The 25,159-nt window shown below is 58.1% G+C and carries 19 protein-coding genes and 2 pseudogenes; 20 read left to right on the top strand and 1 reads right to left on the bottom strand.

Features of this window, described 5'->3' with window-relative positions; genetic code table 11:
- Positions 1-2,289: an FdhF/YdeP family oxidoreductase gene (locus HMPREF3143_RS11905; RefSeq protein WP_070533174.1), complete on the bottom strand. Its 2,289-nt coding sequence runs from the start codon at positions 2,287-2,289 to the stop codon at positions 1-3.
- Positions 2,290-3,292: 1,003 nt separating this feature from the next.
- Between HMPREF3143_RS11905 and HMPREF3143_RS11900 the strand changes: the two genes are divergently transcribed.
- From HMPREF3143_RS11900 to tssG, 20 genes and pseudogenes are all read left to right on the top strand, one after another.
- A complete protein-coding gene (locus tag HMPREF3143_RS11900; protein ID WP_039266581.1) occupies positions 3,293-3,787 on the top strand; it encodes a hypothetical protein in 495 nt (164 codons plus the stop codon).
- Between the two features lie 23 nt (positions 3,788-3,810).
- Complete coding sequence (gene tssJ, locus HMPREF3143_RS11895) at positions 3,811-4,314, top strand: type VI secretion system lipoprotein TssJ (protein WP_023344389.1); 504 nt, start codon at positions 3,811-3,813, stop codon at positions 4,312-4,314.
- Between the two features lie 28 nt (positions 4,315-4,342).
- On the top strand, positions 4,343-5,686 hold the full coding sequence (gene tssK / locus HMPREF3143_RS11890; protein WP_070533172.1) for a type VI secretion system baseplate subunit TssK: 1,344 nt from the start codon (positions 4,343-4,345) through the stop codon (positions 5,684-5,686).
- Between the two features lie 17 nt (positions 5,687-5,703).
- On the top strand, positions 5,704-6,942 hold the full coding sequence (locus tag HMPREF3143_RS11885) for a DotU family type VI secretion system protein (RefSeq protein WP_008502648.1): 1,239 nt from the start codon (positions 5,704-5,706) through the stop codon (positions 6,940-6,942).
- Positions 6,943-6,945: 3 nt separating this feature from the next.
- Complete coding sequence (gene tssM, locus HMPREF3143_RS11880) at positions 6,946-10,566, top strand: type VI secretion system membrane subunit TssM (RefSeq protein ID WP_070533170.1); 3,621 nt, start codon at positions 6,946-6,948, stop codon at positions 10,564-10,566.
- Positions 10,567-10,582: 16 nt separating this feature from the next.
- On the top strand, positions 10,583-11,299 hold the full coding sequence (tagF, locus tag HMPREF3143_RS11875) for a type VI secretion system-associated protein TagF (RefSeq protein WP_070533168.1): 717 nt from the start codon (positions 10,583-10,585) through the stop codon (positions 11,297-11,299).
- 11 nt (positions 11,300-11,310) lie between these two features.
- Positions 11,311-12,327: a type VI secretion system protein TssA gene (tssA, locus tag HMPREF3143_RS11870; protein ID WP_070533166.1), complete on the top strand. Its 1,017-nt coding sequence runs from the start codon at positions 11,311-11,313 to the stop codon at positions 12,325-12,327.
- Positions 12,328-12,402: 75 nt separating this feature from the next.
- The gene (tssB, locus tag HMPREF3143_RS11865) at positions 12,403-12,927 is read left to right on the top strand and encodes a type VI secretion system contractile sheath small subunit (RefSeq protein WP_008502644.1); all 525 of its coding nucleotides are present in this window, start codon (positions 12,403-12,405) and stop codon (positions 12,925-12,927) included.
- A 3-nt stretch (positions 12,928-12,930) separates the two neighbouring features.
- Positions 12,931-14,430 (top strand): annotated as a pseudogene (tssC, locus tag HMPREF3143_RS11860) (type VI secretion system contractile sheath large subunit).
- 98 nt (positions 14,431-14,528) lie between these two features.
- Positions 14,529-15,194, top strand: a complete 666-nt coding sequence (locus HMPREF3143_RS11855; protein WP_254668430.1) for a hypothetical protein — start codon at positions 14,529-14,531, stop codon at positions 15,192-15,194.
- Positions 15,195-15,875: 681 nt separating this feature from the next.
- Positions 15,876-16,360: pseudogene (locus HMPREF3143_RS11840) on the top strand (Hcp family type VI secretion system effector).
- 67 nt (positions 16,361-16,427) lie between these two features.
- Positions 16,428-16,850, top strand: coding sequence for a putative T6SS immunity periplasmic lipoprotein (locus tag HMPREF3143_RS24835; protein ID WP_084832175.1), 423 nt, complete (start codon positions 16,428-16,430; stop codon positions 16,848-16,850).
- Position 16,851: 1 nt separating this feature from the next.
- A complete protein-coding gene (locus tag HMPREF3143_RS11835) occupies positions 16,852-17,205 on the top strand; it encodes a T6SS amidase immunity protein Tai4 family protein (protein WP_070533162.1) in 354 nt (117 codons plus the stop codon).
- A gap of 86 nt (positions 17,206-17,291) precedes the next feature.
- Positions 17,292-19,052, top strand: a complete 1,761-nt coding sequence (gene tagH / locus HMPREF3143_RS11830; RefSeq protein ID WP_070533160.1) for a type VI secretion system-associated FHA domain protein TagH — start codon at positions 17,292-17,294, stop codon at positions 19,050-19,052.
- On the top strand, positions 19,049-19,846 hold the full coding sequence (locus HMPREF3143_RS11825; protein WP_008502637.1) for a PP2C family protein-serine/threonine phosphatase: 798 nt from the start codon (positions 19,049-19,051) through the stop codon (positions 19,844-19,846). Before tagH ends, HMPREF3143_RS11825 begins: the two co-directional genes overlap by 4 nt.
- 16 nt (positions 19,847-19,862) lie before the next feature.
- Entirely contained in the window at positions 19,863-20,861 is a 999-nt protein-coding gene (locus tag HMPREF3143_RS11820; protein WP_021240378.1) for a hypothetical protein, read from the top strand.
- Positions 20,862-20,870: 9 nt separating this feature from the next.
- Positions 20,871-21,683 carry a type VI secretion system accessory protein TagJ gene (locus HMPREF3143_RS11815; protein WP_070533154.1) on the top strand — a complete coding sequence of 271 codons (813 nt, stop codon included), beginning with the start codon at positions 20,871-20,873 and terminating at the stop codon, positions 21,681-21,683.
- Positions 21,676-22,239 (top strand): type VI secretion system baseplate subunit TssE, encoded by a 564-nt coding sequence (tssE, locus tag HMPREF3143_RS11810; protein WP_024909842.1) that lies wholly within the window; start codon positions 21,676-21,678, stop codon positions 22,237-22,239. The genes HMPREF3143_RS11815 and tssE overlap by 8 nt, the downstream gene beginning before the upstream one ends.
- A 2-nt stretch (positions 22,240-22,241) precedes the next feature.
- Complete coding sequence (tssF, locus tag HMPREF3143_RS11805; protein ID WP_070533152.1) at positions 22,242-24,113, top strand: type VI secretion system baseplate subunit TssF; 1,872 nt, start codon at positions 22,242-22,244, stop codon at positions 24,111-24,113.
- Positions 24,110-25,153 carry a type VI secretion system baseplate subunit TssG gene (tssG, locus tag HMPREF3143_RS11800; RefSeq protein WP_070533150.1) on the top strand — a complete coding sequence of 348 codons (1,044 nt, stop codon included), beginning with the start codon at positions 24,110-24,112 and terminating at the stop codon, positions 25,151-25,153. The genes tssF and tssG overlap by 4 nt, the downstream gene beginning before the upstream one ends.
- Positions 25,154-25,159: the final 6 nt, after the last annotated feature.

Here is a 25,159-nt window from a genome sequence, read left to right as displayed (position 1 = left end):
TTACAGCATGCGGATCTCTTTTGAGCGCAGGGTGATGCGAACCGGAACGGATTTATACGACGGCGTACCGCTGTCCTTATCCAGATAATCAAGCGGGACCAGCACGTTGGCCTCCGGATAATAGGCCCCGACGGTCCCCGGCGCGATGTTGTACGCCACCACGGTAATGTCTTCCAGACGCTGTCCGTTGCCGGGCAGGGCGGTTTCGATATCCACGCGGTCGCCGTGTTCCAGCCCTGACTGCGCCATATCCTCTTCGTTCATAAACAGCACGTCGCGGCGACCAAACACGCCGCGGTAGCGGTCATCCAGCGCGTAAATGGTGGTGTTGTACTGGTCGTGGCTGCGCAGCGTGATCAGGCGCAGGACGTGCTCACCTTCACCGCTGGCGTTCTCGTGTACGCCGTCGAAGACCGAGAACATCGCTTTTCCCGTCGCCGTTGGCCAGAGACGTTGCGTTGGCGGCAGCGGCATACGGAAGCCGCCGGGAACGCGGATCCGCGCGTTATAGTTCTCAAACCCCGGAATGGTCTGCTCGATCAGATCGCGGATACGGTCGTAATCCTCAACCAGCGTCATCCAGTCCACGCGGGTATCCGGCAGGGTGGCTTTCGCCATGCCCGCGACGATAGCGGGTTCTGACCGAAGCAACGGGGAGGCGGGTTTGAGCTTGCCGGATGAGGCATGCACCATCGACATCGAGTCTTCAACGGTAATGGACTGGCGGCCGGTGGCCTGAACATCCAGCTCGGTACGGCCAAGACATGGGAAAATAAAGGTCTCTTTGCCCACCAGCAGATGGGTACGGTTGAGCTTGGTGCCGACGTGGACGCTCAAATCCAGGGATCCCATGGCCGGGAACCCGCGTTCATGGTCGGGCATCGCCACCGCAAAATTACCGCCGAGGCAGATGAGCGCCTTCGCGCGGCCGTCGATCATCGCCTGGGTGGCCTGCACCGCGTCATGGCCGTGGTGAGACGGCGGCTCAAAGCCGAAAACCTCCTTCAGACGGTTCAGGAAGGCCGGCGTGGGTTTCTCGCTAATCCCGACGGTACGGTTCCCCTGCACGTTTGAGTGGCCGCGCAGCGGGCATATTCCCGCGCCGGGCTTGCCGATATTCCCGCGCATCAGCAGCAGGTCAGCGATCAGGCGGACGTTGGCCGTCCCTTTGTTGTGCTGGGTAATGCCCATCCCGTAGGTGATGATGGTGGCATTCGATTTCGCATAGGCCTCGGCCACCTGTTTGAGCGCCGCCTGGCTGAGACCCGACTCGCGTTCAATCTCGTCCCAGCGGGTTTGCGCGATATCGGCGGCAAAGTCCTCAAAGCCTTGGGTGTGTTCGGCAATAAACGCGCGATCGAGCACGTCCCCGCGAGCGACCTCCATTTCCAGCAGGTGTTTGGCAATCCCTTTCAGCGCGGCGGCATCACCTCCGGCCTTCACCTGGAAATAGGTCGAAGCGATATCCGTGGAGCCGTAGGTCGCCATTTCAATCACGCTTTGCGGGTCCGCAAAACGTTCCAGCGCGCGCTCGCGCAGCGGGTTAAAGACGATAATCGGCACGTTGCGACGGGCCAGCTCATGGAGGGTCCCCATCATTCGCGGATGGTTCGTACCGGGGTTATGGCCGATGGAGATCACCAGCTCCGTCTTGTCGAAATCGTCCAGCGAGACGGTCCCTTTCCCGATGCCAATCGAACGGGGCAAACCGACGCTGGTGGCCTCGTGACACATATTTGAGCAGTCGGGGAAGTTGTTGGTGCCGTATTCGCGGGCGAACAGCTGGAACAGATACGCCGCTTCGTTAGAGGCGCGTCCGGAGGTATAGAACTCGACCTGGTCCGGTTCGAGCCCGCGCAGTACTTCGCCGATGCGTTGAAACGCCTCGTCCCAGTCGACGGGACGGAAGGTGTCGCTGTCGCGGTCATAGCGCAGGGGATGCGTCAGCCGCCCGTAGCCTTCCAGCTCAAAGTCCGATTTTGCCAGCAGCGAGGAGACAGTGTTTGCAGCCAGAAACGCGGGGGTGACGCGTTTGCTGGTCGCTTCCCAGGTCACCGCTTTGGCGCCGTTCTCGCAGAACTGGAACGTCGATTTGTGTTCTTTATCAGGCCACGCGCAGCCCGGGCAGTCAAAGCCGTCAGGCTGGTTGGTGCGCAGCAGCGTCGCCGGGGCGTCAAAGGTATCCATTTGGGTGCGTACCGCAATCGCCGTCGCTTTCAATGCGCCCCAGCCGCCGGCAGGGCCGTCATAATGTCTGATGCCTGGCACCGAGCGTCTTTTCTTGTTCATACCCACTCCTGATTTGTTCGATCACACAACGCCTGAGCCAATAAATCACTGACGAGAGCAATAGGTGAAAGCAATGACGACCGGATGGCAACGCACATACGGAAAGGGAAAATGCCTTAACGCAAACTCTTTTTATTACAGTAATTTATCTGGTCTGGTGTTTAAATATTTAAAGAAATTATAACGAATATTTATCATTTTAATAATAAATCTTATCTATCGTCCGGTAGGCGAGATAGATGGCAGTGAGCAGGAAAGTATGTAGCGCCAGTAAAACATCGACTGAAGCTGTTGCGCTGGAGATATCGCCACGATTCGCGGCTGGCGGGCTGCCGGAGGCATTTTTCATTTGAGGAAATGACAGGAAGGTTTACTCAGGCTTAATGAATAATCGATATAAGGTATACCTGTCAGTGGAATTATTACGGCCTAAAATATACGCTTTTTTTGCGGCATGAAATTAACATTTTTCTGCATAAGTGAAATATTCTCACCCAGGCGATGAAGCGTCTTCAATATTAAAGATACCCTGTTAGTGCAACAAATAATTCATCAGGGATATATTCCTTTGACATCAAAAAAACGCGAATTCTACTAATTATGGTAGTGGCGATAATAGCGTGATTGCGTTAATGAAAGTGGTTCTCTTTTGTTTTTTTTAATATATAAAACATGATGTTATGTGGTTTTGTGGTGGAGAAATAAGAAAGGGTGGGCCATATCGTTTTTTATCATAGGATTAATCCTATAATTTTCCGACTGCTTCATTTACCAACAGTTACGCGGCGGTAAATATTGAATTGATACGAAGCTCATGTAAACTTGTTTACCGTTTGTCAAAATATGTCAGGAAGACACTGGGCCTTATTCTGAAAGGCTCGTGCGGTAGCTATGCCCTTAAAGTAGTAACGCCCCGAAAATATCCTGGCTATTTTAACAATAGCACTTAAGTCAAACTTCATCCCCTTATCTCCATCATCGAAATATCGCTACGGAAAAGCATATGAAAATGCGCGTACTGTTTTCACTTCTGTTTGTAATGGCGGTGGCGGGCTGTAAAGCACCGCAGAAACCTGTGATCAACGACGATACGATCGAGACCAGCCAGGTCAACGGCGTCACCTTAACCCACCGTCACGCTGTGACGCCGCCGACGGAGTTCACGCCGGTTAACGAGCCGTATCGTGCCATGTATCCAGCCTCTCTGATGAGCCGTCCTGACTTCGGCGGTAAAGTTATCCGCACTCTTGATACCGGAAAAACGTACGTGGTGCTGGGTCAGGTTGAACACTACTGGATGGCGCTTGCCGATGAAGGCAACGAGCAGCTGATTGGTTACGTTCCGATGCGCGCCGTTATCAAGGCCGACCAGTACGATGCCGCCGTGCGTAAACAGGCCATTCGCCATAAGACGCGTAAAAAAGCGACCTGTGTCGATGTCGACGGCAACAGCAAAGCCTGCAAAGACAGCGCTAACGGTACCTGGATCCTGAACTAAACGGCTTTCATGAGCGCATTTTTATGAATAATAAAAATTTTCATAGGCTGTGGTTATTCTTTTACGCGATGATTTTCGCGCTGATCGGTGGTTGTTCGTCGTCTTCACACAGCGACCCCTCCCGCTACAATCTGCAGTTTCAGGCTCATCCACAAATCAATGAATCTGCGCCGCTTAAGGTTCGGGTGCTGTTGCTGAAATCCGATGCGGATTTCATGTCCAGCGACTTCTACTCCCTGCAGAACAACGCGTCAGCCACGCTTGGCGCGAATCTGCTGAACAGCGATGTGTTCTTCCTGATGCCGGGACAGCTGTCAAAAACTCTCAGCGGGCAAAGCTCGCCGGAGGCTCGCTACATCGGCGTGATGGCGGAGTACCAGGTGCTGGATGGCAAAAAATGGCGCGTTTCACTCCCTCTGCCCGTGCCTGGCGAAAATCATATCTACCAGTTCTGGAAATGGTCCGCCGATGAACTTCAGGCCAACGTTTTTCTCGACGTGAACGGCATTCGGGTCATCAGCCAGTAACGCGCTTCTAAACAGGAAACACATCATCATGACGAAAGCAGAAAAGGTCGTCTGGACCGAAGGCATGTTCCTGCGTCCACACCATTTTCAGCGGACTGAAAGCTATCTGCTCAACCATGTTCGTGAATGGGGCGCGCTGCAGCGATCGTATCTCTGGGGCTTTCTCGACGTTGAACTGGATGAAGCGATGCTTCGTCAGGGATGCATTGCCCTGAGCTACTGCAGTGGGCTGCTGCCGGACGGCACCTTTTTCCAGGTGCGCAACGGGCGTAACGGTCCAGTACCGCTGAAAATTCCTGACAATCTCACCAACGAAAAGGTGGTGCTCGCACTGCCGGTTCGTCGTGGCGAGAGAGAAGAGGTGATTTTCAGCGAAGAGCCATCCTCGCTGGCGCGCTTTATCGCGTTCGAGCAGGAGGTGGAGGACGATAACGCCATGTCGGTGGGGGATGCTACCGTCCAGTTTGGCCGCCTGCGTCTGACCCTGATGCTCGAAAAAGACCTCACGGCGGAGTGGACCGCCATCGGCGTGGCGTTTGTGACCGAGAAGCGTAACGACAACCACGTGCGGCTCGACAACAGCTACATCCCGCCGATGCTCAATGCCAATAACAGCCCGCAGATCTACAGCATGATCAACGATCTGCACGGCTTACTGGTGCAGCGCAGCCAGCAGATTGGCGGCCGTTTGCGCCAGCCAGGCCGCTTTAACACCTCTGAAATGATCGAGTTTACGCTGCTGTCGCTGGTTAATCGTCATCTGGGCGAGGTGTCTCATTTAAAAAACCTCCCGCTGCTGCACCCGGAAACCCTCTGGCGCAGCTGGCTGCCGTTTGCGACCGAGCTTGCCACCTGGACGTCCCAGCGTACCGCCGAAAGCGTGCTGCCGATTTACGATCATGACGATCTGGCGAACTGCTTCAGCAAGCTGATGCTGATGCTGCGTCAGGGGCTGTCGCTGGTGATGGAAGACCACGCTATCCAGCTGCCGCTTAACGAGCGCTCTCACGGCCTCAACATCGCCACGGTGCCTGAAACCAGCATGGTGCGTGAGTTCGGCTTCGTGCTGGCGGTCAAAGCCAACGTGCCGGGCGAACACCTGCAAACCCATTTCCCGGCGCAGATGAAGGTCGCACCGGTGTCGAAAATCCGCGATCTGGTTCAGCTTCAGCTGCCGGGCATTATGCTGCGCGCCATGCCGGTTGCACCGCCGCAGATCCCGTGGCATGCCGGCTACAGCTACTTTGAGCTCGAAAAGGGCAGCGAGCTGTGGCACGAGATGGATAAGTCCGGCGCATTCGCCCTGCACCTTGCGGGGGAGTTCCCGGGGCTGGATATGGAGTTTTGGGCCATCCGTAGCCCGACAGAATAATAAAGCGAGCGCTTAATATGCAGGAACGACAGGATACCGGCAGCGATGCCGCGTTCACCGGGGCCAGTAGCAACAATCAGCTGGTGGCGGCCGCCAATCCGCTGCTCAATGCGATTCCGCAGATCCGTCATTCGGTATCGCACGACGATCAGGTGGCGTTACGCCAGCGCCTGATCGATGAAATTCGCCGTTTCGAAGTCCGCTGTCAGCAGGCGGGGCTGCCCTACGAAGTGATCGTCGGGGCACGCTACTGCCTCTGTACGGCGCTCGATGAGGCTGCCGCGCTGACCCCCTGGGGCAGCAGCGGGGTCTGGTCAAGCAACGGCCTGCTGGTGACGTTCCATAACGAAACCTGGGGCGGCGAGAAGTTCTTCCAGCTGCTGGCGCGCCTGTCGCAAAACCCGCGCGAGCACATTCTGCTGCTGGAGATGATCAACTACTGCCTGCTGCTCGGCTTCGAAGGACGCTATCGGGTGCTGGACAATGGACGCACCCAGCTTGAGACCATCAAGCAGCGGCTGTGGCAGATGATCCGCGGCGTGCGCGGCAGCTATCCGGCGCCGCTTTCTCCCCATCCGGAAGATCGCCCGGTGCTGCGCAAGCTCTGGCGGCCGATGGTTCCTCTCTGGGCCTGCGTGGCGCTGGCCGGGTTTATCGCCTGTCTGTTTTATATCGTGCTCAACTGGCGTCTTGGCGACAGCACCAACCCGGTGCTGGCGAAGATTTACCAGTCCCAGCTGCCGGAAACCACTATTCAGCAACCGGCGCGTCAGCTTCCGGCAGTGCTGAACCTGCGCGGCTTCCTGAAGCCGGAGATCGAGGCTGGCCTCGTCGCGGTGAAAGACGAAGCGGATCGCAGCGTGGTTATCCTGAAAGGCGACGGGCTGTTTGCCTCTGCCTCGACCGTCGTGCGCGACCGCTATGAACCGGTCATCCACCGCATCGCGCAGGCAATGAATAACGTGAGCGGCAAAATTCTGGTGGTGGGCTACAGCGACAACGTGCCGATCCGCAGCGCGCGCTTTGCCTCTAACTATGAACTCTCTCTGGAACGCGCCCGCTCGGTACAGAAAATGCTGCAGGGAAGCCTCTCTCAGCCTGGCCGCGTGAAAGCGGAAGGGCGGGGCGAGATTAACCCGGTGGCGCCGAACACGACGCCTGAAAACCGCGCCCGTAACCGCCGTGTGGAAATTACTCTGCTGGTGTCGCCTGAAAATACCCAGGCCGAGCTGAACGGATTGCCGCAAGGAAACTAAGGAATGCTGACGACTCTTCTTTCCATACTGACTAACCGCATTCTGTGGAGCTTCCTCGGCGTCACGGCGCTGGCGGCGGTGATCTGGATGATTGGCCCGCTGTTGTCCATCGTGGACACCCGGCCGCTTGAATCTGAACAGAACCGCATTATCAGTATCGCCGTGGTCTATCTGCTTTGGGCGCAGGGCCACATTCTGCCGCGTCTTTATAACGCCTGGCTGAACCGCAAGCTGATGGACAAGCTCAATGAGAACACCACCAGCCCGGAAGCGGCGGATCCGCAGAAGCGACTGAACAACGAGGAGCAGATCCTCGCCAGCCGTTTTGATGAAGCCGCGCAGATGCTGAAAAAAGCGCACTTCAGCAATGCGGGACAGGGCGCCCAGTGGACGCAGCGCTTCAGCACGCAATACCTTTATCAGCTGCCGTGGTACGTCATTATCGGCGCGCCGGGGTCCGGTAAAACCACGGCGCTGGTCAACTCCGGGCTGCAGTTCCCGCTGGCCGACCGTTTCGGTAAGACCGCCCTGCGCGGCATTGGCGGCACGCGCAACTGCGACTGGTGGTTTACCAACGAGGCCGTGCTGCTGGACACCGCGGGTCGCTATACCACCCAGGAGAGCGAGCAGGTGCAGGACGCCGGGGAATGGCTGCAGTTCATGGGGTTACTGCGCAAGTATCGCCGCCGCCAGCCGATCAACGGTGTGATCGTCACCATCAGCATTTCTGACCTGCTCACCCAGTCAGCCGAGGCGTCCCGCCAGCAGGCGGTGAACCTGCGTCAGCGGCTGTCCGAGCTGCATGAACAGCTGGGGATTCGCTTCCCGGTCTACGTGATGGTCACCAAGGCCGACCTGCTTAAAGGCTTCCGCGCCTGGTTTGCCGACTACGATAAAGCGCAGCGCGACCAGATCTGGGGCTTCACGCTACCGTGGGAACAAACCAAACACGCCGATTACGACCTGATGGGCAATTTCCAGCAGGAGTTTTCTCTGCTGCAGCAGCGCCTCGACGCCGGGCTGCCGGAAACCATGCTCAAAGAGCATGACGCGAAGACCCGCGCCGAAGCGTATCTCTTCCCGCAGGAGTTCGCCGCGCTGCGTCCGCTGCTGGCGGATTACCTCAGCACGGTCTTCGCCCGCTCGAACTTCGAAACCGAGTTCTCTCCGCGCGGGATCTACTTCGCCAGCGGGACGCAGGAAGGCATGCCGTTCGACCGCGTGATGGGCGAACTGAACCGCGCGCTGTCGCTGCCGGAAGGGGCAGAAAGCGATAACTGGGATTCGGTCAGCAAAGAATCGCCAATCCCGGGCGCAAAAGGCCAGAGTTTCTTCATCAAGAACCTGCTGCAAAACGTCATCTTCCAGGAAGCCGGGATCGCCGGAGAAAACCGCTGGTGGGAGCTGCGCAACCGGGCCGTGATCTGGTCTGGCTATGCGGCCCTGCTGGCCCTGCTGGTGATCCTGGGTGGACTGTGGCTCACCAGCTATGCCAAAAACAAGGCCTACCTGGAAGAAGTGGATGCGAAGGTTCCGCTGCTCGACCAGCAGAGCAAGGCCTTACAGAACCAGACCCAGCGTGATTTGTTCGAACTGCTGCCGCTGCTGAATAGCCTGGTGGATCTGCCGAAAAGCGACGCGTTTGATGTGAACGATCCGCCGGTCTCCCGCCGTATGGGGCTTTATCGCGGGGATGACGTTAGCGACGCCTCTCAGTCCCTGTATCAGAAAGCGCTGGATCAGATGCTGCTCCCTGCCGTCGCCATGCACATCACCACCTGGCTTCGCAACGACAACGGCAGCGATGTGGAATACAGCTACGAGGCGCTGAAAGCCTATCAGATGCTCTATCAGCCGAAGCACTACGACGGCAAATTCCTGCATTCGTGGGTAATGCTCAACCTGCAGCGTAACCTGCCGCAGAACGTCACGAAGGCGCAGCTGCAGCAGCTTGAATGGCACCTGACGCAGCTGCTGGAGCCGAAAATTCAGGCCTCACCGTACGCGCAGGACGAGTCCCTGGTGGCGCGCGAAAGAGCGATGATCGGCCAGCAGCCGCTTTCAACCCGCGTCTACGGCCGCCTGAAGCGCCTGCTGGAACATGACGACAACCTGAAGCCGGTCTCCCTTTCCGACCTGGGCGGACCGCAGAGCGAGCTGGTATTTTCCCGCAAAAGCGGCAAGCCGGTGAGCGAGGGCGTTCCGGGTCTGTATACGCCGGACGGCTACTGGAAAAGCTTTAACGGCCAGATTGACAGCGTCACTACGGCGCTGCACGAGGACGACGCCTGGGTGCTGGGGGCCGCCACGGCGCAGGAAGATAAACCGCAGATCGATAACGCCGTGCGCCAGCTCTATATGCGCGACTTTATCGCTAACTGGGATCGCTTTCTCGCTGACATTCAGCTGAATAACAGCGCCGACCTTTCCCAGCGCATCAACACCGCGCGCTTGCTTTCCGGCGCCAACTCGCCGCTGCGCCGCCTGGTGCAGAACCTGAGCCAGGTCCTGATGCTCTCCCGCGATACGCCAGCGCCGGAAGATGCGGGTAAAGCGCAGGCGCAAAGCAGCCGCGCCACCCGCACGCTGGAAGCGCTGTTCAGCAATAATGACAACGCGCCAACGCAGGCCGCCGCGGTTACCCAGGCGCCGGAGCAGCTGGTGACCGACCATTACGCGCCGATGATTGAGCTGGCCCAGCCGCTGGAGAAGGGCGGGAAGACCATCGTGTTTGACGATTTTCTCAAGCAGGTGGATGAGCTGTATCGCTACCTGACCGCCGTGCAGGACGCGGCCAACAGCGGCATGCCGGCGCCGGGCGGGGAGGCGATCAGCCGCCTGCAGGCCAGCGCCGGTCGTCTGCCGGGCGGGCTGCAAACCATGTTCAGCAACATGGCGGTGGGCGCCAGCAGCGACACCCAGCGCCGTGACCTGGAAAACGTGCGTAAGCGCATTAACGTTGAGGTGGGCGGGTTCTGCCGTCAGGCGATTGCCGGTCGCTACCCGCTGGTGCGCAGCGCCAGCACCGAGGTCACCCCTGACGATCTCGCGCGCATGTTTGCGCCGGGGACCGGGCTGATGGATACCTTCTTTCGCGATAACCTGACCAGCAAAGTGGACACCACCCAGGCCAACTGGCGCTTTATGCCGGGCATCGACGGGAAAACGCTGCCGGGAAGCGAAGGGCTGCTGAGACCGTTCCAGCAGGCCCAGTCGATTCGCGACGCCTTCTTTGCTAACGGCGCAACCACGCCGTCCTTCAAGGTGACGGTTCGCACCGTGCGAATGGATAACACCATTCTGAACCTGACCCTGGACGTGGACGGTCAGCTGCTGCGCTACAGCCACGGGCCGCAGGCGGTGCAGATCATGAACTGGCCGGGGCCGGGCGGCACCAACCAGGTCCGCATGCAGCTGGGTCTGGCGAACGGCAGCACGGCGACGCTGGTGACCAACGGTTCCTGGGCGCTGAACCGCTTCTTTGATAAAGCGAGCACCAGCCCGGGGGCGGGTAGCCTCAGCCGTCAGGCCACCTTCAACGTCGACGGACATCAGGTCACGCTGGAGTTTGCGCCAAACAGCATTCGCAACCCGTTCCAGCTTCCCCGTTTCTCATGCCCATAACCGCAAGGACAGCCGTATGACGAATACCCCTGCGATGAACCGCTACAGCTGGTATGGCAAGTTACCCAGCGCCGGAGATTTTTTGCAGCGCCGCTTTCCTGACACCTTACAGCGCCAGTGGTCGCACTGGTTCCAGGTCGGTCTGCTGGCCTGGCAGCAGGAAGAGCAGCGCAGCGGCGAGCGCCCGTTTCAGAAAGCACCCGTCTGGAATTTTGTGGTACCGCCCATGCTGGGCAGCCAGATGATCCAGATGGGCTGTCTGCTGCCCGGGCGCGACAGCGTCGGCCGACAATACCCGGTTTGCATTCAGCTGAGCTTCGTCCCGTCAGAGTGGTCGACCAGCCTGCTCAGCCAGGCCGAAAGCTGGTATCAGCAGATTGGACGCCTCGGGCTGCACGCGGTGCGCAACAGTTTTTCCGCCTCGCAGCTTGATGAGATGCTGATGTCCATTCCGGCGCCGCAGCCGGTCGAGCCGCAAAAGCGCTCCGACATCCTGGATGTGATTGGCTACGACGAGGACGGCCAGAGCACGCTGGGCTGGCCTCAGGCGGCAGAGTGCTTTGACCCGCTGCGTCAGACCAGCTACTGGTGGACCAACCGCTGCGACGGATACCCGCTCTACACCCACGTGCACAGCGGTAACTTTACCGGGCAGCTTTTCACCCTGCTGTTCGATCCGGCAGGGGGCGCCCGTCCGGGCCGTCACGGTCTCTATCCGCCTATGTTTGAATAAGCAGGGATCTCATGAATATCGAAGAATTTCTCGCGCCCATAAGCCCCGACAACCCCTGCGGCGAAAACCTGGAGTACGACGCTGACTTCCAGGCGATGAACCAGGCAAGCCTTGGGAAAGCGGAACAGCAGTTTGGCGACACCATCATCCCGGCGGAGCCTGCTGACTGGAACACGGTCGAAAAATACGCCACCAGCCTGCTGACCCGCACCAAAGATCTTCGCGTCCTGCTGGCGTTAACCCATGCCTGGACCCGCCGTCGCGGGCTGGCAGGCTACGCGGACGGATTACTGCTGGTGCAGGAGGCGATCGCCCGCTACTGGGAGCCGCTCTATCCGCTGCTCGAAGAGTATGGCGAAACCGACCCGTTCTACCGCATCAACGCTCTCGCCGGGCTGAGTGATAAATCTGACCTGACGGTCGCGGTACGCAACGCCTCGCTGCTGCGTTCAAACGGCGATGAAATTTCGCTGCGGGATGCCCAGGCCCTGCTGGACGGCAGTAAAACCGAATGCCCGGACTATCCCGGCGGGCGCCCGCGGCTGATTGACGAGCTGGCTCGCGGCGACCAGCCGGGGACCGCCGCGGTCATCGTCATTAACGAACGTCTGCTGGCCATTCGCGAGCTGCTTACCGGGCATCTCGGTGAAAGCGGCGTACCTGAGATGGAGCAGCTGCTGAAAACCGTGGGGCTGGTGGCCAGCGCCTGTCAGGTGACCGACATCAGCAAGCTGCTGCCGAACCGTGATGCGCAGGCTGAACCCCAGGCTGAGCAGCAGCCGACGGCTACGCAGCCCGTTCAGCCGGTGACCGACTGGCGCAGCGTGCAGGTCACCAGCCGCGCCGACGCCCAGCTGATGCTGGAAAAAGCGAAGCAGTATTTTGCGCAGTACGAACCGAGCCACCCCGCACCGCTGATGATTGAACGGGTGCAGCGGCTGTCAGAACTTAACTTTATGGACATTATTCGCGACCTGGCGCCAGACGGCGTTAACCAACTGGAAAACATCTTTGGGCGCCGCGAATAGCGCGTCCAGGCATTATGACGTCAGGCATGGAGCCTGGCGTTTCACCTTCACCGCGCATCTTTGATGGAGAACATCATGGCAATGAGTAACAGTGGGCAGAAATTCATCGCACGTAACCGTGCCCCCCGCGTGCAGATCGAGTATGACGTAGAGATCTACGGTGCAGAACGTAAAATTCAGCTGCCGTTTGTGATGGGCGTTATGGCCGATCTGGTCGGCAAACCGGTGGAAAACCTGCCGGCCGTCGACGAGCGTAAATTCCTCGAAATTGACATCGACAACTTTGACGAACGCATGAAGGCGCTGAAGCCGCGCGTGGCGTTCCAGGTGGACAACACCCTGACCGGCGAAGGTAAGCTCAACGTCGATCTGACATTCGACAGCATGGATGACTTCCTGCCGGACGCGGTGGCCCGCAAGGTTGAGCCGCTGAACAAGCTGCTGGAAGCGCGCACCCAGCTCTCCAACCTGCTGACCTATATGGACGGCAAAAACGGTGCGGAAGAGCTGATCGCAAAAATTCTGCAGGATCCGACGCTGCTCAAATCCCTGAGCCAGTTGCCGAAAAATGACGAAAGCGCGAAAGGTAGCGAGGAATAATCGATGAGCAACCAGACTCAACAACACGAGCAGCAGGCGGGTCAGGCGTTCAGCCAGGATGAATTCAGCGCGCTGCTGAACAAAGAGTTCCGCCCGAAAACCGACCAGGCGCGTTCCGCCGTCGAAAGCGCGGTCAAAACCCTGGCGCAGCAGGCGCTGGAAAATACCGTCACCTTCTCGAACGATACCTAGCGCACCATTCAGAACCTGATTGCGGGTATCGACGAGCAGCTGTCGCAGCAGGTGAACCAGATCATTCACCACGAAGAGTTTCAGAAGCTGGAGAGCGCCTGGCGCGGTCTGAGCTACCTGGTGAACAACACTGAAACCGACGAGATGCTGAAGATCCGCTTTATGAGCATCTCCAAGCAGGAGCTGGGCCGCACCCTGAAGCGCTACAAGGGCGTGGGCTGGGACCAGAGCCCGATCTTCAAGAAAATCTACGAGCAGGAGTACGGTCAGTTCGGCGGCGAGCCGTTTGGCTGCATCGTCGGCGACTACTACTTCGACCACAGCCCGCAGGACGTCGAGCTGCTGGGGGAAATGGCGCGCATCGGTTCTGCGGCACACTGTCCGTTCATTACCGGTACCGCGCCGGGCGTGATGCAGATGGAGTCCTGGCAGGAGCTGGCCAACCCGCGCGACCTGACCAAGATCTTCCAGAACACCGAATACGCCGCCTGGCGTTCACTGCGTGAATCCGAAGATGCCCGCTATCTGGGGCTGGTGATGCCGCGCTTCCTGTCGCGCCTGCCGTACGGCATTCGCACCAACCCGGTGGACAGCTTTGACTTTGAAGAGCAGACCGACGGCGCGAACCACAACAGCTATTCCTGGGCGAACGCCGCGTACGCGATGGCCGCCAACATCAACCGCTCCTTCAAAGAGTACGGCTGGTGCACCTCGATTCGCGGCGTGGAGTCCGGCGGGGCGGTGGAAAACCTGCCGTGCCACACCTTCCCGAGCGATGACGGCGGCGTGGACATGAAGTGCCCGACCGAGATCGCCATCAGCGATCGTCGTGAAGCCGAGCTGGCGAAAAACGGCTTTATGCCGCTGGTTCACCGCAAAAACTCCAACTTTGCTGCCTTCATCGGCGCGCAGTCCCTGCAAAAACCGGCCGAGTACCACGACCCGGATGCCACCGCCAACGCGCGTCTGGCTTCTCGCCTGCCGTACCTGTTCGCCTGCTGCCGTTTTGCCCACTACCTGAAGTGCATCGTGCGCGACAAAATCGGCTCCTTCCGCGAGCGCGAAGAGATGGAGCGCTGGCTGAACGACTGGGTCATGAACTACGTGGACGGTGACCCGGCGAACTCCTCCCAGGAGACCAAGTCCCGCAAACCGCTGGCGGCTGCGGAAGTGCAGGTGCAGGAGATTGAGGACAACCCGGGCTACTACGCCGCGAAGTTCTTCCTGCGTCCGCACTACCAGCTGGAAGGTCTGACCGTTTCTCTGCGTCTGGTATCTAAACTGCCGTCGCTGAAGACGAAAGACGCGTGATGATGAGTGCCGGCCCTGGAGGGCCGGCAAAGTAAACTACATTGGCAAAATTCATCTAGAAAGCCATCGACATTCATGAACCTCAGGAGGAATCAACTTTGGGAACGAGTTCACCAAAAGAAATTGCAGATGGCATGCTGAAAATTTTTGATACGCGTAAACAAAGTGGCCCAGAAATTTTCGCTCGCAGCGCGGTCGATGGTTTTATGTCAATTCCAGAAGACTTATGGATGTTAACAAAAGATTTTCTGGATACAGACCATCGGTCGCGAAATGAAACAGATAAAATTAGATTGTTAACTTTAATAAAAAAAGGGCTTACATCAGAAGATGTGCGTCGGTTAATCAATACAGTGGTCAAACGATATCTGTCTGGTTTATCTGAAGAACAATCTAAGGAACTCCTCCTAAAAGTCGGTGGGTCGCAAGTAGGTGGTATAGCCTTTAAAATGGTTTTCGTGAATGAATTAATTACGCTATTCGTTTCAAAAATTGTGCCGCGATTTCTTGTTTCTGCAGGGCTTACTGGTGTATTAAGTGTGGGGGCTTCAATTTCTCGCTCAGTTTATGCCTCATACGATCTATTAAAATTAAACAAAAATGTTTACTATGAGTTGCGTGGTGCGGGCGATTTAGATTTGTTATATTTTCTCGTTGAAGATAATGTTAAGCCATTTATTGAAGCTATAAATTTCCAACAGAGTCATGGTGCCATAGATAAAGAGATTTTTAGTCAGTTTTTAGCAGGAGCTACTCGTGTTTGAAAGAGCATCAAAGTACGTTATAGTCTATCTCATGCTTATTGTTTCATTTATGCTTTTTTTCTCAACTCTTGGCTATTATATTTTTGTTTTTGATTGGTCGGTAACCATCTTGGAAATAACGATAAATGCCGCTCTATTAATCATTCTCTTAGTTGCATCTATCGCTATTTACTATTTTGCGGAAAAATTAAAATCAAGGCTTTGATTTGCGCAAAAATCTTAGCGAGAAGTAAAATGCTAAAAGTATGACCAGCAGGAAAAGTAATTTTCCAAAAAGTAAACCTGCAGAAGTTGTAGTGACTTTTTCTAATGAAAATACATACCAGGCGGACTGAAAAAGATCTACAGTTGTGAAAATTGCGATAATTAAAAATACAATGGTAAGTATTAATAACAATATTTTCTTCATGTTATGTTGCCTTTGATGAATGATAGACGATTGAAAATATTCTAGATGATACAGTGAATGATTGTCTAGCGCTTAGTTACCATGAAGTGTAACTAACAAAATTTAGGGTGGTTGCAATTGCAGGCACTCTGAAGAGTCTGTACGAAGTACGAATTCGTCAGGCTAGAGGCAGAGGTAAAATATGGACGGTTTTATTCAGCCCCATGCTTTCCTGTTTGCCATATAAGTGCTTTTTCGAAAGCAATAATTTTCATCCACGAAGAGTAGATATTATGGCTATTGATATGTTTCTGAAGGTCGAGGGTGTTACGGGCGAATCTAAAGATTCTAACCACACCGGCTGGACTGATATTACCTCCTTCTCCTGGGGCGCTTCCCAGCCAGGTAATATGAGCGTTGGCGGTGGCGGCGGTGCCGGTAAAGTTAACTTTAACGACCTGCACGTTAACGCGCTGATCGACAAATCCACCACCGCTATCCTGAAACACTGCGCCAGCGGTAAACACCTGACCAAAGTTGAGCTGTCCGTTTGTAAAGCGGGCGGCCAGCAGGTGGAATACTCCCGCATCACGCTGGAAGATGTGCTGGTGACCTCTGTGCAGTACACCGGCGCTGACAATGGCGATACCGTTGGTGTGACCTATGCATTCCAGGCTGCGAAAGTGAAACAGCAGTACTCTGGGAGCAGACCACTTCTGGTGGTAAAGGTGCTGAAAGTAGCGCTGGCTGGAACATCAAAGAGAACAAAGAAGCGTAATTGCGCATGTGGCCGGGGAATTTTCCCCGGTCTTTATCAGCGTCAAGAACCCTTGGGATCGGCGGGCATGGTTATAAAAAAGTTATTCGGTGTGTTTGCAGTCACGTTAATGGCGAACGCCTGTGTGTCTCATCCTGCACAATATCAGTCACTTTCGGTTACGCTAAAGAACAACGAGCCCTGCTTTGCTATTCCTGCTAACTCTGGGGTAGACGCGCCTGTCACCAGTCATTCACCCACCATAATGAAACGCGCGGGAAATGAATGGAAGGCGATATCGCCGCCGTCAACGTTTAGTCCTGAGGTGACGTTAACGACCCAACAATGTCATCAGTGGATGGGGATTACGTGGCAAGCGGGAGAATATGATATTGCTCTGAAAGTGTCAGGGAAAAACGGTTCTATTCGTTATGCGGCTCGTTTCATTTTAGAAGAAGGTCCCTCAGGCCAGTTTAAGTTATTCCTACTAACGCAACATTCTGGAGCCTGAAATGAAACGTTTATTACTGCTGATCCTGGCTATAAATGCCCCAGCTGTTTATGCCCAAACCCTGCCTGATGTCAGCGTTTTTTCTCAGCAACAAATCTTTGAAAACTGGGTGCAAAATCGATGCATCAGTAAGATTGCGGACAGTAAAAGTCTGAAAGACGATGCAGAGGCCAGCGCGGCCGCATGGCTGGAAGCAAGCAATCTCCCTGCTGAGAATTTTGAAAAAGCTGACAAGGTGATTGTTTCTTTACTGAAAGAGAAAGTAGGTGGTACCGAACCGGGTCAATATCAGGTTTTAAAGTGCAGCTTAATCGCCAACAGCGACGCGATTCGTCCGCTCAAAACCGCAAAATAGAACCAATGGAATCGCCCCCAAACGCCGCCGTTCTCGCCCCGAGAGCGGCAGCGTTTGAGCGCTAATCATACCAGCAGGAATACGCCATGCGATTCACGATTATTTCTACGAAACCCGGTCATCAGCCGCCGCAAAGCAGCTGTGATTTTTACGCCCCGGGCGGCACCATTGGGCGCGGTACGGATAACAATCTGGTATTGCCGGACAATGACCGCACCATCTCTCGTCTGCAGGCCATTGTTCACGTTGACGCTCAGGGCGAATGCCGCGTCACCAACCGCGGCAGCGTTACCCGTGTGGTATTAAATGACATTCCGCTGGAGCGGGGACGTCAGGTTGAGCTGCAGGATGGCGACATTCTCGGTATTGATGACTACCGTATCGAAGTGACCGAACTGATCCACGATACCCAGCCCGTGAGCCGCATGGCGGCCAGCCTGCACCAGCAGGCGCGTCCGACCGTGGCTCCTGCGCCTGCGCAGCAGCCGAAACCGGCGAGTGCCGCACCCCGTGGAAAAGCCGAGCCGACCGCCGTGCCAACGGAGATCTGGGATAGCCTGATGCAGGAGTTTTCCATCTCCGACAGCATCTCCAGCAACCGCACAAAGCCGCAGCCTGCGGCATCGCACGATCCGTTCTCCCAGCCTGTAGCCCCGGAGCGTAACGCCGAAGATCCGCTGGCGATGTTCAACGACAGCGATCCCACGCTCGAACGTAAGCATGTCGATCCGGACTCGCTGTTCAGCGACGAAGCGCTGTTTAAAAAAGAGAGCATTTTTGACGACGTTACGCCTTCCACGCTGGTGCCACCGGTTGAGACCCAGCCAGCCCCGAACGAAGAGGCGACGGATGAGCTCGATCCGCTGGCCCTGTTTGGCGGTAAGTCCAGCGCGCCAGCCGCGCGTAATGACGACCCGCTCGGGCTGATGGGCGGCGTGCCGTTAACCCATCCGGATGACGTGATTAACGAGAAGCCAGCCCCCGTGCCGGAACCTGAGCAGGAAGAGGACGCGCTGGCCGATTCTCCGCTGTTCGCCCCTGAGCCGCAGGAAGAACCGCGTGCTGAAGAGGAACCCGCGCGACCGGATTACGCTGGCTTCACCATGCCGACGCCACAGGCCGTTGCGCGCAGCAGCGCTCAGGCACCGAAGGGCCGCCTGCGCATCGATCCGGTGAATAACGCCGCCGCCCCAACTGCCACGGCAAACAGCGGTGAGAAGGGCGAAGTGCTGCAGGGCGAGCTGCTGGAGGCGCTGCTGGAGGGGATGGGGCTCAGCGAAATGCAGCCCGTTCCGCAGTTTGACCGTGAAAATATGCGTCAGCTGGGGCAGATCCTCGGCATGTTCTCCCAGGGGACAGTGGCGCTGCTCTCCTCGCGCTCCATTCTCAAGCGCGGCGTAAAAGCCGACATGACCATGGTGCTGGACGATGCCAACAACCCGTTCAAGCTTTTGCCGACCGGCAAAACCGTGTTAATCCAGATGTTCGGCACCCCGATGCCGGGCTTTATGCCGCCGACCAAATCCGTGCGCGACGCGCTGATCGATCTGCAGGCGCACCAGCTGGGCATGATCTCCGGCATCCGCGCCATCATTGCCGCGATGCTGCAGTCCTTTAACCCGGAACAGCTGGAAGAGCAGGCGAAGCAGAACGGCATGACCTCGCGTCTGGCGCTGCCGGGCAGCCGCAAAGCCGCCCTGTGGGACTACTTTGTTCGTAGCTATGGCGAGACGGCGGGCGAGATTGAGGACGACTTCCACACCCTGTTCGGCGAGGCCTTCCTTCATGCGTATGACATGGAGGTCAATCAGTACAAAGACTCACAGAGCGGATCGGAAGACAAATGAATATCGCAACGGCTTCTCTCTCCCGCCAGGGGACGCGCGCCAGCAACCAGGATCAGACGGGAGAAACCATTGGGGAACGTTCAGCCTGCTTTGTCGTCTGCGACGGCATCGCGGGGCTGCCGGGCGGTGAAGTGGCCGCCGCGCTGGCCCGCAACAGCATTATCTCCCGCTTTGATGGCGACAAACATCTTAATGCGCAGCATATTCGCGACTACGTGCAGACGGCGAATCGCACTATTCTCAGCGAACAGCAGGCCGTTCAGGACTATCGCCGGATGGGCACGACGCTGGTTAGCCTGTTCATTGACCGTGATTACGGGCTGGCCTACTGGGCCCATGCCGGAGACAGCCGCCTGTACCTGTTCCGCCGGGGATGGCTGTGGCATGTGACCACCGACCACAGCCTGGTACAGCAGATGAAAGATGCCGGGCACCAGACCGACAACCTGAACAGCAATCTGCTCTATCTGGCGCTGGGAATTGAAAACGGCGGGCCGGAAGCGAGCTACAGCGACGTGGTGCAGGTTGAAGACGGCGATGCCTTTTTACTCTGCACCGACGGGTTCTGGCACGGCGTCAGCGAAGAGCAAATGAAGCAGTCGCTGCATATGGTGAATACGCCGCAGGAGTGGCTGACCTTAATGAACCAAATCATTCAAAAGAATGGCGAACAGGAGGGGAATGCCCAGGATAACTATACTGCCCTGGCGGTATGGATGGGCAACCCTCAGGACACCACTTTGCTGCACACCCTCTCTGACGCAGCACAATTTCTTCCCTGCGGAACTGATTAGACACACAAGGAACGATATGAAACTTTGGCTATCGGGTTTGGCACTTCTGGCGGCGACCTCTACCGCGCAGGCTGAAAATTTCCGCATCGTGCAGTCTCCTGCGCAGAAGCTGGATATCTGGATCGACAACATCAAAGACAACACGCCGCAGAGCTGGTGTAAGCCTGAGGTGGCGCTGCGCATTGTGGCGAACGGCAAGAAAGACGTCTCCGTGCTGGAGAACTTTGTGCCGCGTCTTGGCGCGCTGCTGGAACACCAGTGCAGTAAAGTCAATAAACTCAGCTGGACGCTCAACGATCCGGCGGGAACCACGCTGGCGCAGGGCACGGCTGGCAAAGCGCAGGACTGGGCGCTGGTGGTGAAACAGGAGCAGGCCGCGCCTGCTGCGACCGTCACCGCCACCCCAGCCAGCGGCGCGTTACTGCCGCCCGATCAGAACGTGGCTTCCCGCACCGTTGCCGCCGACCGTACGCCGTGGCAGGAGTTTACCCTGCAGGACGGCTGCCACCTGCGCACCTTCTGGGAAGGGGGCGCCTCTGCACCGGCGCTCTTCATTCCGGATTCTGACACCACCCGCTGCGGGAATGGCAGCTGGCTGAGCGGACACACCGTTGTGTCGCAGTCCCGCAACGGCGGGCAGAAAGAGATGGCGGTAACGTACATTCATGGCTTCCCGGTCACCGGGTTGAATCAAAGCGCCGACCCGGAAAACGCGCTGATCACCTCCGTCAACAAAGAGCGCATGGTATTCAGCACCCCAAACAGCGACCAGAGCTGGATGATCCTGCCTTACGACAGCGCCCTGAACAGCTGGAAGAGCAACGGCACGGTCGCGGTGGAGATCTCCCGTGAAACCGCCAGCGACGATGCAAAGCTGCAGGCGCGTATCGCCGCGGTGAAAAAAACCTGGAGCGCCTGGGTGGCACCCGGCACCCCGCTGAATATCGTGCTGATTGACACCCTGCGTCCTCAGCTGCGCGATCCGGCCGTTGGCGCATGGCGCGCGGCAAATTAAGGAATGGCGATGAATACGCTCTATCAACACCTGGCGGGTGAGTCGCTCAACGACGCGCTCGCGCGTCTGGAAGCAGACATCAAATCTCGTCCGGCGGATGCCGACCTCCGCGCCGCGTTCGTGCAGTTTTTAACCCTGAGCGGCAACTGGACGCGCGCACTGACCCAGCTGAAAAGCTGGCTGGCGCTGAAGCCGCAGGCGAAACCCACCGTCACGCTGCTGGAGCAGTCCATTCAGGGCGAGCTGCAGCGCGCGCAGGTGATGGCGGGACAGGCGCGTCCGGCGATGCCTGAAACCCAGTGGCCGTGGCTAACCACCCTTGCGGCGGCGCTGAGCGAGGAGGGTGAGCGCGCGCAGGCGCTGCGTCTGGAAGCCCTTGAACAGGCGCAGGCCACCCCCGGCCAGATTACCCTCGAAAACGAGGAGACGCAGGCTTTTGACTGGCTGATGGACGGCGATGCCCGTCTCGGCCCGGTATGCGAAACCATCGTCAACGGCCGCTATTTCTGGCTGCCGTTTAACGCTATCGCGGAGATCCGTTTCCAGGCACCTGCCAGCGTGACCGACCTGGTCTGGCGTCACGCGCTGGTGCGCCTGACGGACGGGACGGAGCAGGTGTGCCAGATCCCGGCGCGTTACCCGTTTGCCGCCGATGCTTCCGATGCGGTCAAACTGGGGCGGACCACCGACTGGCACCCGCTCGATACTGACGGCACGCTCTATGAAGGCCAGGGCCAGAAGGCCTGGCTGAGCGAGCAAAGCGAAAGCCCGCTGCTGTCCTTAAGCCTCGTGACGTTTGCGACGGATGGAGCCGATGAGTAATCCCGCTGGCGAAGGCGATCTGCTGCGCAGCGGCTGGCAAGCCCGCAGCAAGCAGGAGAAGGTGGGGGCGCGCGACAAAATGCAGCCCTCGCTGCTCGATCGCCTCACTGATAACGACCCGGAAAAAAAGCGTGAGTCGGCCAACAGCAATCTGATCACCCACGCCGCCCTGCGCCGCAATGTGCTGCGCGATTTGCAGTGGCTGTTTAATACCATCAACCACGATGCCTCCGGCGATTTAAGCGCGCTACCGCACGTGAGCCGCTCGGTGGTTAACTTCGGCGTCGCGCCCCTGGCCGGGAAAAGAATGTCGGACATCGAATGGCACGACATTCAGCGCAAGCTCACCGAGGCCATCATCAATTTTGAACCACGCATTTTGCCGCAGGGGCTGCAGGTCCGCTGCGTGTCGGATACCTCCTCGCTGGATCTGCACAACGTGCTCTCCATCGAGATCAAAGGGCGTTTATGGTGCGTGCCGTACCCGCTGGAGTTTCTGTTTCGCACCGATGTCGATCTGGAAAACGGCCATTTTGAACTGAAAGATGCGGGGTAATCATGGAAAGTAAACTGCTCGAATACTACAACCGTGAGCTGGCCTACCTGCGCGAAATGGGGGCCGAGTTTGCCGAACGCTACCCGAAAGTCGCCGGACGGCTGGGCATGCGCGGCATCGACGTGGCGGACCCATATACCGAACGTCTGATGGAAGGGTTCGCCTTCCTGACCTCCCGCGTGCAGATGAAAATGGACGCGGAGTTTCCGCGCTTCTCCCAGCGTCTGCTGGAGATGATTGCGCCAAACTATCTTGCGCCCACGCCGTCGATGGCGATTGCGGAGATTCAGCCCGACAGCAGCCGGGGCGACCTGAGCAAGGGCTTCATCGTGCCGCGCGGCACCATGATGGACAGCCTGGCGCTGAAAAAAACCGGCGTGACCTGCAGCTATACCACGGCGCACGAGGTCAACCTGCTGCCGCTGAAAATCGACAAGGTCGAGCTGGGCGGAGTCCCCGCCGATTTGCCGCTCGCACAGCTGGGTTTGAGCCAGCGGGGGATCGGCAGCGCCCTGCGGATCCGCATCGCCTGCGACGGCCCGCAACATCTCGGGCACCTGGATTTTGACCGTCTTGAGTTTTTCCTCGCCGGTCCGGATATCGAGGCGCTGAAGCTGCTGGAGCTGGTGATGGAGCACCACGCCGGGATCGTCTGTCAGACGGTCAGCCCGCAGCCGCAGCGGCAGCTGCTGGCAACGGATGCGCTGCGCCAGGAGGGATTTGAGCCTGACCAGGCGCTGCTGCCGGACGATCTGCGTAACTTTGACGGCTATCGCCTGCTGCAGGAGTATTTCGCGTTTCCGGCCCGTTTCCGCTTCATTAGCCTCAGCGGCCTGAGCACGCTCATCCAGCGCTGTGAAGGTGAAAAAGCCTTCGACATCTTCATCCTGCTGGATAAGTCGGATGAACAGCTGGAGCGCGTGGTCGATGCCAGCCATCTGGCGCTGCACTGCACGCCGGTCATCAACCTGTTCCCGAAAGTTGCGGCGCGGCAGAAGCTAAATGACGGTCAGCATGAATACCATCTGGTGGTCGATAACATCCGTCCGCTGGATTATGAAATCTACGCGGTAAAAAAAATCTATGGCAGCGCGGACGGCCAGCGTGATGACCAGACGTTTCGTCCGTTCTGGAGCACCTGGAGCGGCGATGCGGGCAACTACGGGGCCTATTTTTCCCTGCGACGCGAGCAGCGCGTGCTGTCCGAGCACGCGCTGCGCTACGGCACCCGTACCGGCTATATCGGCTCGGAGGTCTTCGTCTCGCTGGTGGATGAACAGCACGCGCCGTGGCAGGAAAATCTGCGCTATATCTCTGCGGAGGTGCTCTGCACCAGCCGTGACCTGCCGCTGATGCTGCAGCAGGAGCTCGGGGAGTTCATTATGGCTGACTCCATGCCGGTGAAATCCCTCACCCTGCGTAAAGGGCCGACGCCGCCGCGTCCGGCGCTGGCAGAAGGGTTCAGCACCTGGCGGCTTATCAGCCAGCTGCAGATGAACTACCTCAGCCTGATGGACAGTGACAATGAGGAGGGGGCTGCCGCGCTGCGCCAGCTGTTAGGGCTGTACGCCAACCTGGCCGAAACGCCCGTGGCGCGTCAGGTGGAGGGCGTTCGCCACTGCGTGCTGGAGCCGGTTCACCGCCGCGTGCCTGAACCCGGCCCGGTGGTGTTCGCCCGCGGGATCGGCATTACCCTGACGGTGGATGAGCGAGCCTTTTCGGGGGCCAGTCCGTGGCTCTTCGGCAGCGTGATGGAGCGCCTCTTTGCCCGTCTGGTCTCTATCAACAGCTTCACCGAGTTCACCCTGAAAAGTCAGCAGCGCGGCGAGATTGGCTACTGGGCGCCGCGCATGGGTAAAAGGGCGCTGATATGAGTGACGCCGCCACTGCACCGCTGCGCGTGCATCGCCTGACGAAGCTGCCGGATGCGTTCTGGCACGGCGTTTGTGAGACGCCCTGGCGCTACGATCTGTTTCAGCTGTTAAGGCGCATTGATGCCCAGGGCGGCGAGCGCTATCCGCTGGGCCGCGCGCCGCTGCCAAAATTTGAACCGCTGCGCATCGGCCAGCAGCCGTCGATGAGTTTTGCCCCGTCGACGCTGGCCAGGGTGCGTCAGCGGGAAGAGAGCGGGCTGCATGAGGTCTCTATCCTCAGTTTCGGCCTGTTTGGCCCGAACGGCCCGCTGCCGGTCCACATGACCGAGTACGCCCGCGAGCGTATTTATCATCATCAGGACACCAGCCTGAGCGCGTTTGCCGATCTGTTCCACCATCGTCTGGCGCTGCTGTTTTACCGCGCCTGGGCGGATGCGCAGCCCACCGTCTCGCTGGACCGTGCCGATAACAAGCGCTTTGAGGGCTATCTGGCGTCGCTGATTGGTATGGGCCAGCCGGGTCAGATGGACAACGGCAGCCTGAGCTCACACGCGCGCTTTACCCACGCCGGGCACCTGACCCGTCACGGGCGGGATCCGGAGGGGCTGGAGAAGATCCTGCGCAGCTATTTTAAGGCGCCGGTCAAACTGGTCAGCAACGTGCCGCAGTGGATGCCGCTCTCCACGCGCGAGCAGGCGCAGCTTGGGGAAGGACGCCGCATGCCGCGCATGGGTGAGTCCGCCTTTCTCGGCGTCGCCGTCCGCGACGTGCAGCATAAGTTTCGCATCGAGATTGGCCCGCTGAGCGCGGAGGAGTACAACCGCTTTCTGCCGGGTGAAGCGTGGGTCACCGAGCTGCGCGACTGGGTGCGTCAGTACGCCGGCGTGGAGTTTGAATGGGAAACGCGGGTGATCCTGCGCGCAGACGCGGTGCAGGGCGCCACGCTCGGCAGTCATGGGCGATTAGGCTATAACACCTGGCTGGGCCTTCAGCCGCAGCCTGTCCCGCGCGGCGATCTGGTGTATCGCGCAGAGCGGTAATCCTTC

The organism is Enterobacter sp. HMSC16D10 (assembly GCF_001807145.1).
Classification (GTDB): Bacteria; Pseudomonadota; Gammaproteobacteria; order Enterobacterales; family Enterobacteriaceae; genus Enterobacter; species Enterobacter roggenkampii.
This window is presented reverse-complemented; position numbering and strand designations above follow the sequence as displayed.

Bases quoted from the DNA above. Each gene is read 5' to 3' on its own strand.
- HMPREF3143_RS11905 (WP_070533174.1), bottom strand. From the start codon at position 2,289: ATGAACAAGAAAAGACGCTCGGTGCCAGGCATCAGACATTATGACGGC.
- HMPREF3143_RS11900 (WP_039266581.1), top strand. From the start codon at position 3,293: ATGAAAATGCGCGTACTGTTTTCACTTCTGTTTGTAATGGCGGTGGCG.
- tssJ (WP_023344389.1), top strand. From the start codon at position 3,811: ATGAATAATAAAAATTTTCATAGGCTGTGGTTATTCTTTTACGCGATG.
- tssK (WP_070533172.1), top strand. From the start codon at position 4,343: ATGACGAAAGCAGAAAAGGTCGTCTGGACCGAAGGCATGTTCCTGCGT.
- HMPREF3143_RS11885 (WP_008502648.1), top strand. From the start codon at position 5,704: ATGCAGGAACGACAGGATACCGGCAGCGATGCCGCGTTCACCGGGGCC.
- tssM (WP_070533170.1), top strand. From the start codon at position 6,946: ATGCTGACGACTCTTCTTTCCATACTGACTAACCGCATTCTGTGGAGC.
- tagF (WP_070533168.1), top strand. From the start codon at position 10,583: ATGACGAATACCCCTGCGATGAACCGCTACAGCTGGTATGGCAAGTTA.
- tssA (WP_070533166.1), top strand. From the start codon at position 11,311: ATGAATATCGAAGAATTTCTCGCGCCCATAAGCCCCGACAACCCCTGC.
- tssB (WP_008502644.1), top strand. From the start codon at position 12,403: ATGGCAATGAGTAACAGTGGGCAGAAATTCATCGCACGTAACCGTGCC.
- HMPREF3143_RS24835 (WP_084832175.1), top strand. From the start codon at position 16,428: ATGGTTATAAAAAAGTTATTCGGTGTGTTTGCAGTCACGTTAATGGCG.
- HMPREF3143_RS11835 (WP_070533162.1), top strand. From the start codon at position 16,852: ATGAAACGTTTATTACTGCTGATCCTGGCTATAAATGCCCCAGCTGTT.
- tagH (WP_070533160.1), top strand. From the start codon at position 17,292: ATGCGATTCACGATTATTTCTACGAAACCCGGTCATCAGCCGCCGCAA.
- HMPREF3143_RS11825 (WP_008502637.1), top strand. From the start codon at position 19,049: ATGAATATCGCAACGGCTTCTCTCTCCCGCCAGGGGACGCGCGCCAGC.
- HMPREF3143_RS11820 (WP_021240378.1), top strand. From the start codon at position 19,863: ATGAAACTTTGGCTATCGGGTTTGGCACTTCTGGCGGCGACCTCTACC.
- HMPREF3143_RS11815 (WP_070533154.1), top strand. From the start codon at position 20,871: ATGAATACGCTCTATCAACACCTGGCGGGTGAGTCGCTCAACGACGCG.
- tssE (WP_024909842.1), top strand. From the start codon at position 21,676: ATGAGTAATCCCGCTGGCGAAGGCGATCTGCTGCGCAGCGGCTGGCAA.
- tssF (WP_070533152.1), top strand. From the start codon at position 22,242: ATGGAAAGTAAACTGCTCGAATACTACAACCGTGAGCTGGCCTACCTG.
- tssG (WP_070533150.1), top strand. From the start codon at position 24,110: ATGAGTGACGCCGCCACTGCACCGCTGCGCGTGCATCGCCTGACGAAG.